This is a genomic window from Syntrophorhabdales bacterium (assembly GCA_035541455.1).
Classification (GTDB): domain Bacteria; phylum Desulfobacterota; class Syntrophorhabdia; order Syntrophorhabdales; family WCHB1-27; genus JADGQN01.
Genome location: DATKNH010000039.1, coordinates 1 through 18,388, shown reverse-complemented (window position 1 = coordinate 18,388; position 18,388 = coordinate 1). Strand labels below are relative to the sequence as shown.

Below are 18,388 nucleotides of genomic sequence, written 5' to 3'. Positions count from 1 at the left end.
CTCTTACCCCTCCTTTTTCTCTTTACCGGTCTGTTTGGTTCTGGCAAAGAGTTCACACAAGTGCACGGGTGTCATGCATGAGGTGGTGACACGCACGCCGGTGGCATTGTAAATAGCATTGGCTACAGCGGCCGCAGTGGGGATCGTGACCGGTTCACCCAGTCCCTTGGCACCCGTGGTGTTGGCTTCGGCATCAGGCAGATTCAGAGGCACCGAGACCATCTCCGGCGGCACGTCGAGCGCCGTCGGGATCTTGTAGTCATGCCAGTTGCGGTTGAGCATCTTTCCTGTCTGCGCGACGTCGAGGACGCGTGCTTCTGTCATTGCGAGGCCGATCCCCATGGTGATCCCGCCGAACACCTGATTATCGTAGGTCAATGCGTCCATCACCCTCCCGCTCTCGTTGGTACCCAGGAAACGCAGTATCTTCACCTCTCCAGTCTTGGTATCTACCTCCACTTCGCAGAACTGTGCGGAAAAAGGGCACGTTATTTTATCTGCGGGATTCGGCCCACGGTAACCGATGCCTACCAGCACTCCCTGTTCCTTGAGCCCGGTCACATCGCTGATCTTTATCCTTTTTGACGAATCTGCAGCAGAGATGATTTCGCCGTCTCTCAGCGCGAGCGCAGAGGCCTCTGTTTTAAGGTCCTGCGCGGCCAAGGCAAGCAGCTGCTCCTTGACCGACAGAGAAGCTGCTCTTACAGCCGGCGCTTCCGTAGGCACGGTCTTGCTTCCGCCGCTTGGCGTCGCGTACTGGGTGGTGCCTGTATCCGCATTCTCGATCTGGATGGCTTCGGGTTTCACACCCAATTCCTCTGCCACCACCATGGCCATAACCGTCTTAGTGCCGGTGCCGATGTCGCTGGCGCCCATGTTCAGATTGGCGCTGCCGTCGGCAAAGAGCTTCACAAGCACAGTAGAAGGCGGCCGTCCAGAGCCCACCACCCATAAGGCGCTGGCCGCCCCAACACCTCTGCACAGGTGACTGTGGTGCCTGCTTTCTTTTGCTCTTTGTCGCGCTTCCTGCCACTTGAAGGCCTTTGCTCCTTCAACAAGGCACTCCCTCAATCCTGTGGTCGTGTAGGGTGGATTGCCCTGGCGCGCCTGGCTGTGCAGAGGGATGTTCTTGAGTCGCATTTCCACAGGGTCCATCTTGATCGCCTCGGCCAGTGCATCCATCATCTGCTCGAGAGCCCAGGCGCCCTGCGGATGGCCGGGAGCACGGAAGGGGCGCGAAGGACCCGCGTTTATATACACGTCGCTCAATTCTGTCTTAACGTTTGGGCATGCATAAAGGTCTTTAGCCAGCCAATCCACAAATGCTGTGCCGCCGGCCGGATAGGCGCCTCCTGTCCCGAGGTCCGAAAAATGAAGCGCTGTGAGCCGGCCGTCCCTCTTTACTCCAGCCCTGATTCGCATATTCGCAGGAGGACGATTTCCAACAGCCAGGAATGTTTCTTCCCTTGTGAGAAAGAGTTTGACCGGCCGTGCCGTGATCTTTGCCAGCAGCGCGGCTATGATGGTGTACTTCCCCGGCTGCAGCTTGCTGCCGAAGGCTCCCCCCATGTAATGGCCTATGACCCGGACCTTGGAGAGCGGAAGCCCAAGAACCTCAGCCACCTTCGACTGAACGGCATACACACCCTGCGTTGATTCCCAGATAGTGAGGCGGTCGCGTTCCCATTTGGCCACGCATCCGTGCAACTCCATGGGCGTGTGGATCTCGCACTCTGTCCTGTACGTCTCTTCCAGCACGACATCGGCTTCGGCGAAACCTCTCTCGATATTTCCCCTCTCGTAGGTCTGGATCGGGGTGACGCGGTTGCCGATCTCATGCACCCGCGGCGCCCCATCGTCGAGCGCTTTGCGCTCATCCGCCAGGAAGGGCAGTCGTTCGTATTGTGCCTTTACAGCGAGGGCAGCATCCCAGGCCTGGTAGGGAGTTGCGGCCGCAACGGCTGCAACGGGCTCGCCCTCATAACGACAGACGGGATCAAAGAGTTTCATGGATATCTCTTTGGAGTAGGGCCACAGAATATCTGCCTCAGGAGTCCGACCGGAAATCACTGCGTATACACCTTCCACCTTCTCGGCGTCGCTTGTGTCTACGCTCACAACGCGGGCGTTAGGCCACGGGCAGCGGAGGACCGCTCCGTAAAGCATATCCGGGAAAGTGACATCCGAAGGATATACGGCAGAACCGCTCACGCGTTCGTAAGCATCAACACGCGGTATGCGTTTGCCAATGATCGTGGTGGTGCCCCAGGGTCTTGGCGGATCTGATTTGCGCATCTCTTCGCTCATCACGCACCTCCTGCCTTGCGCTTCAAGGCGGCGGCGCGTTTCGCTGCGTTAAGAATGTGCGTGTACGTGCCGCACCTGCAGAGATTGCCGCCCATAGCCGTTCTGATCTCGTCGACGGCAGGGTCAGGCTTTGTGCGAAGAAGTCCTTCGATTGTCATGATCTGCCCTGGCGTGCAGTAGCCGCACTGGAAGGCATCCTCTTCCAGGAAAGCCTGCTGCACCGGTCCCAACTCTTCACCTTTCATGAGACCTTCGACGGTGGTTATTCTTGCGCCCTCGGCTTCTACCGCGAGGGTCAGACAGGCGTACCGCGGTACGTCGTTGATCAGCACAGTGCAGGCGCCGCACTCGCCCCGCTCGCAGCCCACTTTAGTGCCGGTCAGTCCGAGTCGTTCGCGAAGGAGGAAGAGCAGGGACCATCGAGGCTCGACCATAAGTCGGTGACGCCGCCCGTTAATATTCAGGGTGATCCTGGTCATCTCGCCCGCCTTGATGACAGCCTCTTCTTCCGCGGCGTGACCAGGACGTGAGCCGGACACAGCAACGGCGGCAGTGCCCACACCCATGGTGGTGAGAAACTGCCTGCGCGTCAGGCCCCGCTTTGTTATATCCTCGTCGGGTGTGTCTTTCTTTTTCATGTTGTTCCTCCGAAAAGCAGTTCTATAACCATTGTTTGCTTTCAGGCACCGATTGTCAAGCTTTTGCACGAATAGATTTCACGGACTTACCTGCGGAAATCTATTCGTGCGAGCACGGCGACCGGGTAGCCGCAGCCGCGCAGCGGTTGAAGGGTGGAGGGGAGGCTCGGGCGGCTTTGCCGCAGGAGGGGGCGACGCGAGCCCCAGGGATAGATTAAGTGAGAATGCGGCTAGCGGGTGGGTCACAATGAAGAAGAATCAAGCACAAGGTGCAGAGATAGCGGGAACGGCGGGAACGACAGAAAGATCCGGCCCCTTGCCGTCAATGACCAGCAGATGTGGTTATGCTGAAATTTATCCCCTGTTCCGTATAAACGGCTCTTCCGGACCCGACAGGTTGCAGCATGATGCATAGTCGGAAGTGTCAGCAGCGGGTGCCAGCAGTCCCTCTTCCTCCAGCAAACGCGAGGCTTCCGTTACAACATCCAGCTTGCGCCTGAGATCTGCAATTTGGGCCTCAAGCTGGGTTATGTTCTTCTTATACCTTTCAATGAGCAGATGAAGATCAGTCACGATGCCACCTCCCGGCAAATGTTCCTAAACTAAACCCAATTCTTTTTCGGGTGTCAAGGGATTTATTCCGATTCGTGTTCACAGGCTGGACTTACGAGGTGGGTCGTGATAAGTAATTACCTCGGTCGGGCTACTTGCAGAGTCTCACGGTACGCAATCACCCACGGAAAACAAGACAGATAACATTGACAAAGGAGAAGGGAGAGCATGGCACTGAGGTATGAAGAGGTAACGAGTGAAGTAACGAAACTGCTCCACAAAGTTCTTGCCGACCACTTTGGTGAACTGAAGAACGCAAAAATTGTGGCGCTCTTTGACTTGAAGAAGCGCATGTCGGGAGGACAGATCGTTCTCGGCCGGATCGTGAAGACCAATCATCTTATCCGGCATCTCACCAAGGAGGAAGCGGGTTCTGCGGAAGGCTACGATTACATTATCACCATCGACAAAAAAGGATGGGAGGCGCTCGCCGACAAAGACAAAGTGAGACTGCTGCGCCATGAGCTTCGCCACACCTACTATGATATAGATTCGGAGGACAATCCGTATAAGCTGATCGACCACACGGTGAACGACTTCTACGAGGAGATAGAGCTTAATAAAGATGATCCGAAGTGGCGCCAGAAGGCGGCCACAATGGTGACCGATATGTACGAACAGGAAAAGGAAGAAGCAAGGGAGAAAAGGGCGAAGCAGAAGAAAGGCAAGAACAGAGCCGCCAGGAATGCCTGAGGGATGTTCTGCGTATGTATCGGATGAGGTCTTTTGTGGCGAGTGGCATTGCAAACTATGACGATGACCGCTCCATTAGGGCGAGGACGTCGTCGAGCGCTCCCCTGAAGGGGCCGGGGGTTTCCATCTTTATGGACGCCAGGGCCACTGCAAATCTCAGGGATTCGTGCACATCGTGATCTATTCTCCACGCCAGATATGCTCCCATGGTGGTGTCGCCGCGACCCGTTCTCCCGTGAGCGCTCCGGTTGACATACTTTTCAAAGAGGGTCTGCCCATGATGGCGCACAAGAGCTCCGTCAGAACGGGTGATGAGGGTCTCGCGGCTTCCCCAGTTCTCGAGAATGGTTGCTGCTCTGGCTAAATCATTCGTGCCTGTGAGTATCTCCCCTTCGACCACGTCGAGCTTGACAAAATCGACCAGACAGACGATATCTTTTTTTGCCGGTACATCAGCAAAGCGAATCATCCGTGTCGTTGTGTCGACCTGGCGCACAAAACTCTGCATATCCACAGACAGCCTGAAGGAGCGTTGCTTCAATTCCTGCATAAACTCCAGACTGAATTCCTGGTCGGTCAGGGCGCCCAGGTGCACCAGGCAGGGATCAAGGGGCGGCATCTCGTCAAGAAGGAAGAAGCCGGCGTTGCGGGTCTGGTACATGACCCGTTCATCCATGTTGCCGGTAGGATGGACCACCCGCATGTGTGTGGTCTCGGTGGCAGGCTGCACAAAGACATCTATGCCTGCTGCGCGCAGCGGACCGAGAATCTGCTCATCGCTTTTCGATATTCGCGTAATGACGGCAACACTCTTACCGGACGGCGCAGCAGCGATTGCGCCGAAGAGGGGCGCACCTCCGGGCACGTCTCTGGAGGATCCTTCATGCGCCTCGATGTCATCGAAGGTTACATGGCCGACAAACACCAGATCGTAGGGCTTCATGTAAGGTTTTGCTCTCCATTCGTCATTCGCACATTTTCTCACGGCGTCAGTCGAAGTGCAAGGAGAAGCGTCGATACAATACATATATAATACGAAATATAGCAAATGTAAGCTAACAGCAACAGTTGCGTCAGGCCCGAAAGATAGTGCGGGGCGCGCCCTTCTGACACCTATCTGTGTGTTAGTAAAGCCATTAGTATCATATAATGTATGCTAAAAAGTATATAGTAGCGCCTAATTAATACTAAAAAAGCTGCAAGCTGCTCGGGAACCCGTTTTCGATTTCCTGCATCGACAGCTCCGTCGACACCCTAAAAGCAAAAATCCCTTGACAAGGTTCTGTCCCAAAGGTAAAATTGGACTAAAATAGTCCTATTTAAAGGAGGAAAGACTATGGAGCTGACAAATGTGAACAAGCTTGGCGTGGCTAAAGGGACGGCCGTTGAAGAGGCTGTTATGGCAAATTTTCGTGGGGAGACCCAGGAAGTAGGTCTGTATCTCGCGATGGCGCGGCAGGCCCAGCGCGAAGGTTATGCGGAGATCGCGGAGGGTCTCAAGAGGATTGCCTGGGAGGAGGCTGAACATGCGGCACGGTATGCGGAGCTGAACGGCCTCATATCGGGGAATACAAAAGAGAATCTGGAGAAGATGCTCAACGGAGAGATGGGGGCGAACAAGGGAAAGCACGAATCGGCCATCAAGGCGCGAGAGGTAAAGGTTGATGAAGCGCAGGACCTTTTCAATGAATCATCCAGGGATGAAGCGCGCCACGCAATGATGTTAAAGGGCTTCCTTGGGAGATTCTTCAAGTAAGCGACATGTACATCACGCGAAAGGCGGATTATGCCGTGAGATGCGTCCTCCTGCTGTCGAGGGAGGAGGGACGTGTTGTCAACGTAAAGGAAGTTTCGAAATCCATGGCCATACCGGTGAGCTTCCTTTCGAAAATTCTGCAGGCTCTTTCGAGGAAGGGAATTGTGAGATCGACGCAGGGGATCAGCGGGGGGTATGAGCTCGCCAGGAAGCCGGACCAGATTAACCTTCTCGAGGTGATAGAAGCCGTGCAGGGGGTTTCGGCGGCGAACGAATGCGCCGTCGATAAGCGGAGATGCAGCCTGAGCAGCACGTGCGTCGTTCACCCGGTCTGGGTAGACCTGAAGAGGCAGGTAGAGAAGAGATTAAAGAGCGAGACGTTTGCCAAACTGGCAAGAAAGCGACGCGATTCGACCCCTAAGAGGGGCGGTCGCCTCAAGTGATATTAACGCGATCGAGGAGAGCCCCATGAAACAGAGGAGAATGATTATCTGGTCTATCCTTCCGGGTTTGCTGCTGTTGGCCGGGACTGCTTTTGCCGCATCCAAAGTGTTTGATGTGGACAGGGACCTCTACCCTTACTATCCGTCTCTGTTTACGTGGAATAAATCGACAGCCAACTTCACTGCACCGGAAGAATGTGCCGGCTGCCATGCCAGGCAGTACGAAGAGTGGAGCGGATCGATGCATGCGCTGTCTTTTCAGGATCCTGTCTACCAGGGAGAGTTGAACCGGGCCGTCAAGGCTGTGGGGAAGGATGTTACCCGTCAGTGCGAAGGCTGCCACTCCCCGGCCGGGATGGTCACCGGGGAGATTAAAAAGCCGGGCCTCTCAGGCCTCAGTCCCTTGGCCCTAGCTGGTGTCTCCTGTGACATCTGCCACTCTGTGAGCGGTGTCACGCATTGGCTGACGCCTTCGCACGAGCCCGAAAACGGATCGCTGATTCTGACGCCGGGTGTTGACACCGCCAGCGGGCCGAAACTCGTCAAGCGCGGTCCGGCCAAACCTTCGGCTGACTGCGGTGGGGGTTTCCACGAATGTGCTGAAAGCTCATTGCATCTGCGTGCAGATCTCTGCGCCGGATGCCACCAGGTCTACCACTATGAGGACCACTTCCCCCTGGAGGCAACCTATCTGGAATGGAAGCACGGCGCGTACGCTCAGAAAGAGATTCTTTGCCAGGATTGCCACATGGTAGATCTGGCGGCTTTTATGCGCGCTGCGGATGAGTTCCGTAAGCCTGACCGCAAGGAATACCGTCACTACTTCAATGGTGCCAACTATCTCCTCTACTACCTGGCATCAGGGGCGGCAAAAAAAGCCGGGGACGAAAAGAAGGCGGCCCTGCTCAAGGAAAAGTACGAGATGGCGGTGAAGCGTCTTCAGGCCGCGGCTGACCTGGAAGTTTCTCCCGTCTATCAGAATGGAAAGTTGACAGAGGTCAAAGTCCGGGTTAAGAACCTTCGCGCTGGCCATAACCTCCCTACGTCTCTCACCAATGTCCGCCAGATGTGGCTGGAAATAACTGCCAAAGATGAAAAAGGCAAAGTCATTGCAACCAGCGGAACCATTGACGCAAAAGGGCATCTGGTGGAAAATACCCGCGTACTAAACTCCGACGGGATGGGGAAGGATTTCCACTTCGCCGTTGACCCGTGGGTTGTGACTTCATTCTCCCGGCACGACACCATCCCCCCGAAAGGCTACAAAGATGTGTTCTACGCCATAGGCGTTCCGCGGGGGAGCAAGAAAATCACCCTTGATGCGAAGCTTCGCTACCGCCAGGCGGACCAGGGCATTGCAGAGGCGCTGCTCGCGTCCGTACCCGAGGATATCAATCTCAAGGAGGTGTACGGTCTCACCGCGGTACCTGCCCTGCCCGTAGTGGACATGGTAGTCAAGCAGACTTCCTTCAGTTACATAAAGTAGTAACAGGCACACTCCTTCGCCTTGGGAGAGACTCCGGCGGTCCGAGACCGGAATCTCTCCCCTTCCGCTCGTCTCTACGGTCAAGGGGCCTTGACTCTATTTTTCACGATGACAATATTTTTACATGTGGGGCTGATCTGAACAGAAGATCAGGATCCAGCCGCTTCGTGCGGTAGAATAAGACGATCGGTTGAAGGAGGAACAGAAACATGTTGTGGACCACAGGCCTTGGGAGATTTGGAGGAGCGCCTTCTCCGTGGACGGACCTGGAGCGCATGGAGAAGGAAATGAATCGGATGCTGTCCCGATATGCTTACCCCTCATCAAGCGAGTTTCCCGCGTTCAACATTTGGGGTACGCCCGACCAGGCAGTTGTGACGACCGAGATACCGGGTATCGAGCCTGAGTCGATCGACATAGCAGTGTCGGGATCCACGCTCACGGTGCGCGGCTCCAGGGAGCCGGAGAGCGCCAAAGAAGGCGAGTCATACCACCGGAGGGAACGCTGGTACGGGAAATTCAGCAAGGCGATTGAACTGCCCTTCACGATCGAGGCAGGCAAGGTCGAGGCGCGGTTTGCCAAAGGCATCCTTACAATAAGGCTGCCCAGATCGGAGGCAGAGAAACCCAGGAAAATAACGGTAAAATCGGCGTAAGGAGGTGTTTTCATGGCAGAAGGGGCAAAAGAGATACAGGATAAGGAGCAGGCTCAGGTAGAGCGTACCCGTTCGACGACCGTCTACACGCCGGACGTTGATATACTGGAGAAGGAGGATGCGATTATTGTTTTTGCCGATATCCCGGGGGCGGATGAGTCTAACGTGGATATAACCCTCGAGAAGGACGTGCTGACCATCTACGCAAGGGTGGAGCCGGAGGTCCCGGAGAAGCACGAGTTGCTGCATGCGGAGTACGGGATCGGTGATTACCAGCGCAGCTTTACAATCTCCAACGAGATCGATCGGGAAAAGATAGAGGCGAAGGTCAAAACGGGCGTGTTGAGACTCGTTCTGCCCAAGGCAAAAGTAGCGCAAACCAGGAAGATAACCGTAAAGGCCGGCTAGAAGGTAAGGGAGGTGCAGTATGGCAACAAAGAAGGAAGTCGCAAACAAAGGCACACCGGGAACGCAGGTTGATATGAGGCGTGAGTCGGAGCATCCTTTTGCGTCCTTTCAGCGGGAGATGAATAGGCTCTTTGATAACTTTTTCGGCGGATTTGGCCTTTCGTCATGGGCACCGCTGGAGGGTAGTTCTGTCCCGGCGTTCACTCCCCGCGTTGATGTGTCTGAAACCGAAAAGGAGATTAAGGTATCGGCTGAATTACCGGGCATGGAAGAAAAGGATATAGATCTCTCCCTCACCCGGGAGGCGCTGACCATTAAAGGCGAAAAGAAGGGAGAGGCAGAAGAGAAAGGGAAAGATTTTTACCGGATGGAACGCACCTATGGCTCATTTACGCGTACGATCCCTTTGCCCGTAGAGGTGGATACGGACAAGGCAGAGGCTACGTTTAAGAAGGGCGTGCTCGACATCACGCTGCCAAAAACGGCCAAGGCGATTGAAGAGACGAAAAAGATCTCTGTAAACTCAAAGTAGCGCAAGATACAGCAGAGGGGGCCCAGAAGCCCTCTCTGCCTTCCGGGCAACCGTATCCTGCAAAGACATACCCTGCTAATCCAAAAACATCTGTAAAACACTGAAATATTATATATTGCTATATTATAGTGCATTAATGTATCACAATAAGATAGATTATTGCATGGCCTCCTCTCCAGATAGTGTTTCGTGCGGAGGGTAAGGAAGAAGAGGGCGAGGAATTGGGATTTATCGGTAACCTACACGTCCGACCGCTTGTCCCGGACGACGGCTATCTTTCGGGCGAAACCGGTGAAAAAATAACCCGACCCGCCCTCACTCACGACCTGCAGCAGCTTGTCCGCATCGTTGATGGAGATTCCGGCCATCACAGTGACGCCTCTTTTAAAGAAGGGATCCGGCCACATGCTGGCCGTGGGACCGGCCAGTATAATCTCTCTTGCGATTGTGCACGCAGCAAGAATCTCATCCAGGCCGCCCTCGACCATCGAGGAACCTGTTATGATCACGACGTCAGCCTTTCTCACTACGCCTTTCATGGATGCGGGGCTGCGCCAGAAGTGACGCTCATCCTCTTTCAGTGCCTGAGGATGTTTATCTATGATACACAGTGCATTCGTCCTACCCTTCAGTTTTTTGATGAAAGGAACGAACGCTCCTATCATGACGAGTCTGTCACGGTCTTCGATTTCCACCACGTCCAGTGCGTCGGCACCCTTCTTTACGCGGGCGCCCCTTATGCCTTGTTCCTTTATCAGTGCGGCCGAAAGCGCATTGACGACCGCTATGCCGATTGAGCGTTGCAGACTGTTATCACTCTCGGCAAGGTTGATCAACTCCAGTGCTTTCTTTCCTTTTAGCCTTCCGGAAGCAGGCATTTTGGCTGCAGAGCGGGGGCAGCAGACCGTGTCTGCCAGGTCTCTAGGGGTGAACGCAACGCCGGCATCTCCCGTGCAAAGTTTGACTGCCGTATAAAAGACTCCCATGCGGATATCCTCAACGACAATATCTCTCCTCCGGAATGTTGATTTCATCGTCCTGATGAGCTCTTCGATAATGGTCATCTCTCACATCCCGCCCATATCCGCTAATCAATAACAATAACCTCTTTTTGGGTTTTGTGCAGGCATTCGCTGACACCGGTTTCGGTAACGAGATAATTGTCCGTGACAACGGCCCACGCCTCACTGTTAATAGCCCACGGGTGGACGGTCAAATTCATCCCGGCCTTGATCTTCATCGGTTCGTCAGGTCTGATGGCCGGTCTTTCCACGAGATCGTAACCCTGGCCGTGGGCGTAAAGCCGGCGCTCGGGAAGATAACCTCTCTTCTGAAGAAATTCGTTGTTCATTTCCCACAGCTCCCCTGGATCTGCCCCCGGCTTCAGAACGCTTAAGGACGCTTGCTGCGCTTCTATGCAGCATCCCATCGCATCTACGAGCGCCTGCGCCGGCTTGCCTAGAGAAAAGACTCTGCCTATCTCAGTATAAAAACCACCAGGGCCGTTGGTTTCGATCAGCACGTTAATCTGGTCCCCCTCCCTGATAATCCTGTTCTGGAAGTGGCGAACCTGCCATCTGATGACAACGCCCTTGGGGTTCGAGCCGACAAGAATCAATTGTCGCGTGCTGCCTCGTTTCGCCATCGCATACTGCGCTTCGACGAATACCTCCCAATCCCTGAGTCCCGGGCGGATAGATTTTCGGACGTGCTCCATAGCCTCATCCTGCAGTCTGGCTGTCTCTTTGATAAATCCGATCTCCTCCGGACTCTTGACCGCTTTGAGATTATCGATGTAGTCGGTTGCATCGACGAACTTATAGCCCGGCAGGTGTTTTCTTACATATTCATAAAATGTAATGGGGATAGACGTTCTGCCGACGAGGCCTATTGTGGCGCGTTTTTTTGCCTTTAAAACGCCGACGGCCAGTTCCGCATCCATGGTGCCTGTGTAATACATCGACGGGAAATAAGGCGCGCCCAATCTCTGTTTAATGCCACGCGCAGCCCATTGCGGAGGAAAGTACTCGCTCGGGGGATAGTTGCCGCAGGCGATCGTGGTCATCCCGTCGTCGAGGGGAAAAATTACCGTGAACGGATAACTTTCTCTTGCCGGAAAATCGCTGAACCATCGTATGTACCCGCCCAGGAACTCCTCATCCTGCCGCATGAGGAGATAGTCGATCTTGTGCTCACGCATAACGTCACGGGCCGCTTTCCATCTTCGCTCAAGTTCGGCATCGGACACCGTCGGTGTCAGCCGCTCTCTTGGGTTTTCCATGATAGCTCCTCCTTATTATGCACGCAGATATTGTTCCCGCACGTCGAAAACGTCTTTACCTGGTTGCTCATTTCTATACTTTGGGTCGAATAGTTGTCAAGGAAAATGAGGGACGTGAAAATGAGGGACGGATGCTTAACTCTAAGGTGCAGAGCTACGCCGATTATGTCAATAAAGACATCTTGACAGCTGAGCACACTAATGTATAAATGTCAGACATATAGGCGAAAAGGGGATTGCAGGACGCCTAACCTTATTATCGTTGCAAAGAGAGAGCAGAAGTTGAAAGGAGGAACAATGGACGGATTGCGCCAAAAACAAGTGCACGAAGATACCTGGATACCCACGGTCTGCGGCAGGTGCTACGGTTCCTGTGGAATACGCGTGCGCCGCGTGAACGGGGTAGCAGTCAAGATAGAGGGACAGCCACTCTCCACACAGGGCAGCCGTGGTGGAACGTGCGCCAAAGGTCTGTCCGGACTCCACGTCCTGTATGATCCTAATCGTCTAAACGTTCCGCTGAAAAGGACAAATCCTGAGAAAGGCCTCTTTGCTGACCCCGAATGGAAAGAGATCACGTGGGATGAGGCCCTCGATGAGATTGCGACCAAACTTAAGGCCGTCATAGAAAAAGACCCGAAGAGGCTTTTCTACCAGACCACCACCTGCCGCGCACCGTACCTGAGGGGCAACAGTCGTCCCATTATGAGGACCCTCGGCCCTCCGGTCAGCTTTGTGGGCGGCGGAGGCCTGCATTGCGGCGCAGGGGCGCATCTGGTTGCAGGCATGGTGCACGGATCGTGGTCGATCGTTCCTGATTTCAAGTACTGCAAGTATGCGATCTACTTCGGCGCTAACAAGGGTGGTGGCTCGGGGCACTCGGCAGCGACATGTATCAGGCTTGCTGCGGAGGCGCGAACACAGGGCACGAAATTTGTCGCCTTTGATCCGATGCGTAACTTTGCGAGCAGCAAGGCTACGGAATGGTTCCCCATAGTCCCCGGTACGGATGGGGCCGTTATATTGGCAATGTGCAACGTGATCGTGAATGATCTGAGGATCTATGATGAAACGTTTTTAAAGTGGAAAACAAATGCCCCTTACCTTGTAAGGCAAGATGGCCGGTATGTACGGGATGTAACAAGCGGAGAGCCGCTCGTGTGGGATTCTGTTGCGGCGAAAGCCAAGCAGTATGACGATACCGCCATTGGCGACTTTGCCCTGGAGGGGGAATACGACGTCGAAGGGAAGAAATGTCATCCGGTTTTTCAACTGGTAAAAGAGCACCTCAAAAAGTATACCCCTGAGATGGCTTCCAAGGTGAGTGATGTTCCTGCAGCAAGCATCCGGCGTATCGCTACTGAGTTTGCACAAGCGGCCAGCATCGGAAGTACGATAACCATCGATGGTCATAATCTCCCCTACAGGCCCGTTTCAGCGGTTCTCTTTCGAGGGGGAGAGGGCCACGAAAATTCCTACCACACGTGTGGTGCAGTCGCTCTCCTCAATCAGATAGTCGGCGCAGCAGACGTGCCGGGCGGCACAGTCGGATGGACACCACAATCATTCGGTTTCCCCACGACCGGGAAACCGGCTATGCACATCGGCAGGGGCAAAGATGGCATGCTCACGGTTGATCGGTTCGGGCCTACCTTCGCGTGGAGTGGTGGAGCGCCGTGGCCCCCAAAAATGCCTGAGTTTCGGGGTGATGATCCGGCGCTCCATGATATCTTCGCGACCATGTTTCATTCACCATTCCTTGCCTCGTCCGACCAGGAAGAGATGTGGCAGAAGATCGGATTGAAGGGTGGCATTGAAATGATGATTTCCTATGGCGCGAATACCATTTTGAGCATAGCGAACAGGGAGATCGTTGCCGAAACGCTCAAAAGGATACCGTTCATTGTTGTCTCCGAACTCTTCTCAACAGAACTCGCAGAAGGCTTTGCCGATATACTCCTGCCCGATACCTGTTATCTAGAGCAAACTGATTGTTTCGCAGGCTCGGGTATGGGGTTCAGTCTGCCCTTCGCCAAAGATGACTGGGCGTATCACATTACCCAACCTGTCGTAGATCCGATGTACGAACGCAGAGATTTCCCGGATGTTCTATGGGAATTGGTGGACAGGGTAGGCAGACGGGATCAGCTAATGGGGGTCATGAATGAGGCGTACAGTCTCAGTGATGAATACAAGGTCAAACCGGGTGAGAAAATCACGCGACTGGAGATGTGCGACAGGGTGGTAAAGAGTCTTTTTGGTCCTGAGCATGACTGGGAATGGTTTAAGAAGCATGGATTCATCACCTGGCCCAAGAGGGTAGAAGAAGCCTACTGGAGGTGTTTCACCGACTGCAGAACACCGATCTATTTCGAGCACTTGATCGACATAGGTGAGAAGACAAGGGAGATCACCGGTAAACTCGGCATCGATCTTGATACTGCTCAGTACACCCCGTTCATTTCATGGACACCCTGTTCGGTCCATCGCGCGAAGGATCCTGCCTATGACCTGTACTGCTTCTCGTATCGTGATATCATCCATACAGGCTCGCACACCATGGAGCAGCCCTGGTTGGACGAACTCTCCCATATGAACCCGTATACCTATAACATCGTGATGCACAGCGAAACCGCAAAAGAAAAGGGCCTGAAGGACGGAGACCTGGTGGAATTGGAAACCGAAACAGGCCGCAAAGTGGAGGGACCGCTTAAGGTGTTGACCGGCATACACAGGAAAGCAGTGGGCATTGCGGCATGTGCCGGCCACTGGGCGAAAGGCATGCCCATCGCCAAGGGTAAAGGCGTGAATTTCGACATACTGCTGGAATTGGACATGAAACATTGTGACCCTGTCAGTTTTAACATGGAGACTGCAGTAAGGATCAAAATGAGAAAAATAGATTAGAAAGGAGTCTGCGCAATGGCTCGCTGGGGGATGGTGATAAATCTGCAAAAATGCGTAGGCTGTTACGCCTGCGTCCTAGCCTGTAAACAAGAACACTTCTTGCCGCCGGGAATCTTCTGGGGTAGGGTGGTGGTCGGTGAAACAGGCCACCACGCCGCGATCTCAAAGGTGGCGTATCCTGTGCTCTGCAATCACTGCGAAGATGCGGCGTGCGTGAAGGCATGCCCCACCGGGGCTACGGTGCAGAGGGAGGACGGCATAGTAACCGTTGATTCGGATAAATGTGCGGGATGCAGATATTGTGTACTGGCCTGTCCCTACCAGGCAAGAACCTATTACGCCGACGACAAGAGAGAATATTTCCCTGGTCAGGGTCTTACCCCATTGGAGATAATCGGCAGAGAGTTATACCCTCATCAGGAGGGGAGTGTGCTCAAGTGCAACTTTTGCATTGAAAGGATTGATAGCGGGATAAAAAAAGGCTTGGTGCCCGGCGTGGATCGCGAGGCGACTCCGGCGTGCGTTATTGCCTGTCCGGCTAAAGCGCGTTACTTCGGTGACCTCAATGATCCGAATAGCGAAATTACTCTCCTGATGAAAGAGAAGAAGGCATCACAGTTTCATCCGGAATTCGGCACAGACCCTTCTGTTTACTACATTCTACGATAGGGCACGTCAAGAGACTTATGAAAAGGACAAAGAATTTTTGTCACAGATGCACGCAGATAAGAACAGAAGAGATGAAAACGGATGGAGTTGCTCGTGTCCAGCATTGTGATACTGCACCAATGCTGTCCACACCCTACCGCCGTGCGGCGGGCGAGGACCTGTTTCCCCCACCGGAGGTGTGCAGGTTGACCCGAGATGTCGCTTTATCACAGCTCCGGTCCAAGAATGACTATCCGCTTTTATCTCGGTTTTCATCCGACTTTATCTGCGATCGAAAAGTAGTTCCAAAGTTGATTATCTTGACAGTTCCCGATGATTCAAGAGGAGGACGGAGCTATGAAGGCCTATGAATGGATGGTAAAGCCCACACCTCAGACCGAATGGATAGATGGCCGCGGAATCCTCTTCTGGATCGCCTTTTTCTTCATCGAGCTTGGCGCAGCGACCTTCCTGGTTTCTTCATTGTTTGGAAATCTTTTCGGGGAATTCATTGGCTGGCTGATGTGTGCAGTCTTAGGCGGTGGGTTTCATCTCGTCTACCTAGGGCATCCGTTCAGATTCTATCGAATGATTCTCAGGCCACAGACGTCCTGGATTTCTCGAGGCTTGCTCTTCGTAACCGGCTTTCTTACGTTAGGCTTCATTCATATGGCTTTGTCTCTCTGGGCCGCCTCCAATGTTGTCCTGCTCGTAGTGACCAATGTTCTGGCTTTCCTGGCAATCATCTATGGCGGATTTGCAATGAGCTACATTCGCGGCATTCCGCTCTGGAATTCGGCACTGTTGCCGGTGCTTTACACGGTTGCAGGGCTATGGGGCGGCGCTGAACTGAGTGCGGTGGTCGAGCTGCAGAGAGGTGGGCCGGGGAATGCCATGCTCGAAGATCTCATCAAAATTCTGCTTGCAGCGTTCATTATCATTTTTCCAACGTATCTCATAACTGCCAGGTATGGCTTGGCAGCGGGAAGGACCTCGGTCAGTGAAATAGTCAAAGGGAAATGGTGGCCTCTTTTTTGGGTAGGGGTAATTTTGTTTGGCATAGTACTGCCGATAGGGGTAATCATCACGAGCCTTGTCTTAGGCATCAGTGGAATTCCAGTCACCCTCTTATATTTTTCCGTGGTGTTCGAACTGATTGGCGATCTGATCTTGAGGTACCTCATACTGAAGGCCGGCTACTACAATCCACTGGTGCCGATGCCTGGAGCCTAGAACTCGATGAGAGAGGTTATCAATCATATGACGGGGCGGACACATGTTCAATAACGTCAAAGGAAAAAGAGTCTTTGAGAGAGTTGTCGACGAGATTAAAGGAGCCATCGAGTCGGACAAGTTAAAGCCGGGCGACAAGTTGCCCGCTGAAATAGGATTGGCAAAAGAGCTGGGGGTCAGCCGCGTTACGGTAAGAGAAGCTTTACGAATATTGGAGCTGTCAGGTCTCGTCGTAATAAAACAGGGAACCAAGGGAGGGGCTTTTATAAAGAAAGCAGACGCCCCGCAGAGACTGAAGGAATGTCTTTCTGATCACCTGAAGCTCGGAAACATCACTATTGATCAACTTGCGGAAGCAAGGTTCTGGATCGAATCGATTATTATCGAAATGGTCGGGCAGAAAGCAAGAAAAAAGGACTTCCAAATGCTGCGAGGGTCGATACAAAGGGCAGAGGAGTTCTCGCGGCTGGGAGACGAAAAGAAAAGAATTGACGAGAACTGGAACTTTCATGTCATGCTCACGAAAATAGCAGGAAACTATATTTTGACTGATACCTTGCGCTCAATAAACGAACTGATGCGGTACATGATGCTCAAGATAACGCCGGATAAAAAAATCAGTGAAAATGCATTCAAGGCTCACAAAGAAATCGTGGATCTCCTCGAATTCGGCGACCTGGAAAAGGCTAAGCGGGTTAACAAAATGCATATCCAGGATTTGAACAATCGTCTGAGAAAGAAGTATTTGAGAGCGCAGGCCCGCAAGGACAAGAATATTTAGGGAGGTATGGCAAGGAAAGAGTTTTCAGTACAACAGAGGGGGTGAATATACCCAGGGTTCTCACGTACATCAATGTGGTTTCTTGCAAACAAGAAAACGTAAAAAAAAAGGGGGTACGCCATGAAAGCGGGAAGCCGGGTAGTTTTGGTCCTGTGTGCTACATGCATTCTGTGTGTTTTTTTAGTCCATTCTTCGATAGCTCAAACAAAACCTGTGAAACTTACCTTTTCTCACTTCTGGCCTGTCGGTCATCCAGTGACTGAAAACCTTGCCGAATGGGGAAAAGAGGCAGAGAAAAGAACTAAGGGAGGAGTGACAGTGGTCATGTTCCCGGGCGCCACACTCACTCCCGCGGACAAGTGTTACGACGGTGTGGTCAAAGGGATCTCGACCATGGGGTCTTCAGCACTCAGTTACACACGGGGCAGGTTTCCTTTGATGGAGGTAACAGATCTGCCATTAGGCTATAAAAGCGCGATGTCCGCCACAAAGCTGAGCAATGCCGTCTATAAAAAGTTTCACCCGAAAGAGTTGGACGATGTGAAGGTCATGTTCTTTCATGGGACGGGTCCACAGTTGTTTCACACAAAGAAGCCGGTGAGAACGCTGGAGGACTTAAGGGGGATGAAGATCAGGACCACGGGACTCGGCGCCAAGATAGTGACCGCCCTGGGGGCAACGCCAGTGGCCATGCCCATGGGTGACACGTATGATGCGCTCAGTAAGGGCGTTGCGGACGGATCAACCGCGCCGATTGCATCTCTGGAAGGATTCAAATGGGGTGAAGTGGTCAAGTACACGACCGAGAATTTTGGTACCGCCTATACCACGATCTTTTTCGTGGTCATGAACAAAAAGACGTGGAATTCAATAACGCCTGAGAATCAAAAGATCATCGAACAGATGAATGATGAATGGGTCGAGAGGATAGGGAAGGTGCAGGAGAATTACGATCTCAGCGGCCGGAATTTTGCCCTTAAGCTGGGCAACAAAATCATATCTCTCTC

At 53.3% G+C, this 18,388-nt stretch carries 18 protein-coding genes; 12 read left to right on the top strand and 6 right to left on the bottom strand.

Annotated features, from left to right (window positions below; all coding sequences use genetic code 11):
* Positions 1 to 3 precede the first annotated feature (3 nt).
* From VMT71_04335 to VMT71_04325, 3 genes are all read right to left on the bottom strand, one after another.
* The gene (locus tag VMT71_04335) at positions 4 to 2,307 is read right to left on the bottom strand and encodes a xanthine dehydrogenase family protein molybdopterin-binding subunit (protein HVN23172.1); all 2,304 of its coding nucleotides are present in this window, start codon (positions 2,305 to 2,307) and stop codon (positions 4 to 6) included.
* A complete protein-coding gene (locus VMT71_04330; GenBank protein ID HVN23171.1) occupies positions 2,307 to 2,945 on the bottom strand; it encodes a (2Fe-2S)-binding protein in 639 nt (212 codons plus the stop codon). The genes VMT71_04335 and VMT71_04330 overlap by 1 nt, the downstream gene beginning before the upstream one ends.
* 354 nt (positions 2,946 to 3,299) lie before the next feature.
* Entirely contained in the window at positions 3,300 to 3,518 is a 219-nt protein-coding gene (locus VMT71_04325) for a hypothetical protein (protein HVN23170.1), read from the bottom strand.
* Positions 3,519 to 3,725: 207 nt separating this feature from the next.
* On the opposite strand from VMT71_04325, the gene VMT71_04320 reads away from it, so the two are divergent.
* Positions 3,726 to 4,250, top strand: a complete 525-nt coding sequence (locus tag VMT71_04320) for a putative metallopeptidase (GenBank protein ID HVN23169.1) — start codon at positions 3,726 to 3,728, stop codon at positions 4,248 to 4,250.
* A gap of 55 nt (positions 4,251 to 4,305) precedes the next feature.
* Here the strand turns inward: VMT71_04320 and VMT71_04315 are convergent, their stop codons facing one another.
* Complete coding sequence (locus VMT71_04315; GenBank protein HVN23168.1) at positions 4,306 to 5,193, bottom strand: PfkB family carbohydrate kinase; 888 nt, start codon at positions 5,191 to 5,193, stop codon at positions 4,306 to 4,308.
* A gap of 393 nt (positions 5,194 to 5,586) precedes the next feature.
* Here VMT71_04315 and VMT71_04310 point away from each other — a divergent pair, with 393 nt between their 5' ends.
* The 6 genes from VMT71_04310 to VMT71_04285 all read left to right on the top strand — a co-directional run bounded on the left by VMT71_04310 (position 5,587) and on the right by VMT71_04285 (position 9,531).
* Entirely contained in the window at positions 5,587 to 6,006 is a 420-nt protein-coding gene (locus VMT71_04310; protein HVN23167.1) for a ferritin family protein, read from the top strand.
* 5 nt (positions 6,007 to 6,011) lie between these two features.
* Positions 6,012 to 6,449, top strand: coding sequence for an Rrf2 family transcriptional regulator (locus tag VMT71_04305; protein HVN23166.1), 438 nt, complete (start codon positions 6,012 to 6,014; stop codon positions 6,447 to 6,449).
* Between the two features lie 25 nt (positions 6,450 to 6,474).
* The gene (locus tag VMT71_04300) at positions 6,475 to 7,935 is read left to right on the top strand and encodes a cytochrome c family protein (GenBank protein ID HVN23165.1); all 1,461 of its coding nucleotides are present in this window, start codon (positions 6,475 to 6,477) and stop codon (positions 7,933 to 7,935) included.
* A gap of 209 nt (positions 7,936 to 8,144) precedes the next feature.
* Positions 8,145 to 8,591, top strand: coding sequence for an Hsp20/alpha crystallin family protein (locus tag VMT71_04295; GenBank protein HVN23164.1), 447 nt, complete (start codon positions 8,145 to 8,147; stop codon positions 8,589 to 8,591).
* A 12-nt stretch (positions 8,592 to 8,603) separates the two neighbouring features.
* Positions 8,604 to 8,999 (top strand): Hsp20/alpha crystallin family protein, encoded by a 396-nt coding sequence (locus VMT71_04290; protein HVN23163.1) that lies wholly within the window; start codon positions 8,604 to 8,606, stop codon positions 8,997 to 8,999.
* Positions 9,000 to 9,018: 19 nt separating this feature from the next.
* A complete protein-coding gene (locus tag VMT71_04285) occupies positions 9,019 to 9,531 on the top strand; it encodes an Hsp20/alpha crystallin family protein (protein ID HVN23162.1) in 513 nt (170 codons plus the stop codon).
* 239 nt (positions 9,532 to 9,770) lie between these two features.
* On the opposite strand, the gene VMT71_04280 is transcribed toward VMT71_04285, so the two are convergent.
* Positions 9,771 to 10,595: a DUF364 domain-containing protein gene (locus VMT71_04280; protein ID HVN23161.1), complete on the bottom strand. Its 825-nt coding sequence runs from the start codon at positions 10,593 to 10,595 to the stop codon at positions 9,771 to 9,773.
* Positions 10,596 to 10,618: 23 nt separating this feature from the next.
* The gene (locus tag VMT71_04275) at positions 10,619 to 11,812 is read right to left on the bottom strand and encodes a Xaa-Pro peptidase family protein (GenBank protein ID HVN23160.1); all 1,194 of its coding nucleotides are present in this window, start codon (positions 11,810 to 11,812) and stop codon (positions 10,619 to 10,621) included.
* A gap of 297 nt (positions 11,813 to 12,109) precedes the next feature.
* Here VMT71_04275 and VMT71_04270 point away from each other — a divergent pair, with 297 nt between their 5' ends.
* From VMT71_04270 to VMT71_04250, 5 genes are all read left to right on the top strand, one after another.
* Positions 12,110 to 14,719: a molybdopterin-dependent oxidoreductase gene (locus VMT71_04270; protein HVN23159.1), complete on the top strand. Its 2,610-nt coding sequence runs from the start codon at positions 12,110 to 12,112 to the stop codon at positions 14,717 to 14,719.
* 15 nt (positions 14,720 to 14,734) lie between these two features.
* The gene (locus VMT71_04265; protein ID HVN23158.1) at positions 14,735 to 15,388 is read left to right on the top strand and encodes a 4Fe-4S dicluster domain-containing protein; all 654 of its coding nucleotides are present in this window, start codon (positions 14,735 to 14,737) and stop codon (positions 15,386 to 15,388) included.
* A 336-nt stretch (positions 15,389 to 15,724) separates the two neighbouring features.
* Positions 15,725 to 16,600 carry an NrfD/PsrC family molybdoenzyme membrane anchor subunit gene (gene nrfD / locus VMT71_04260; GenBank protein HVN23157.1) on the top strand — a complete coding sequence of 292 codons (876 nt, stop codon included), beginning with the start codon at positions 15,725 to 15,727 and terminating at the stop codon, positions 16,598 to 16,600.
* 43 nt (positions 16,601 to 16,643) lie between these two features.
* Complete coding sequence (locus VMT71_04255; GenBank protein HVN23156.1) at positions 16,644 to 17,381, top strand: FCD domain-containing protein; 738 nt, start codon at positions 16,644 to 16,646, stop codon at positions 17,379 to 17,381.
* A gap of 213 nt (positions 17,382 to 17,594) precedes the next feature.
* Positions 17,595 to 18,388, top strand: a 794-nt coding sequence (locus VMT71_04250; protein ID HVN23155.1) for a TRAP transporter substrate-binding protein, incomplete at its 3' end; no start/stop codon positions are given.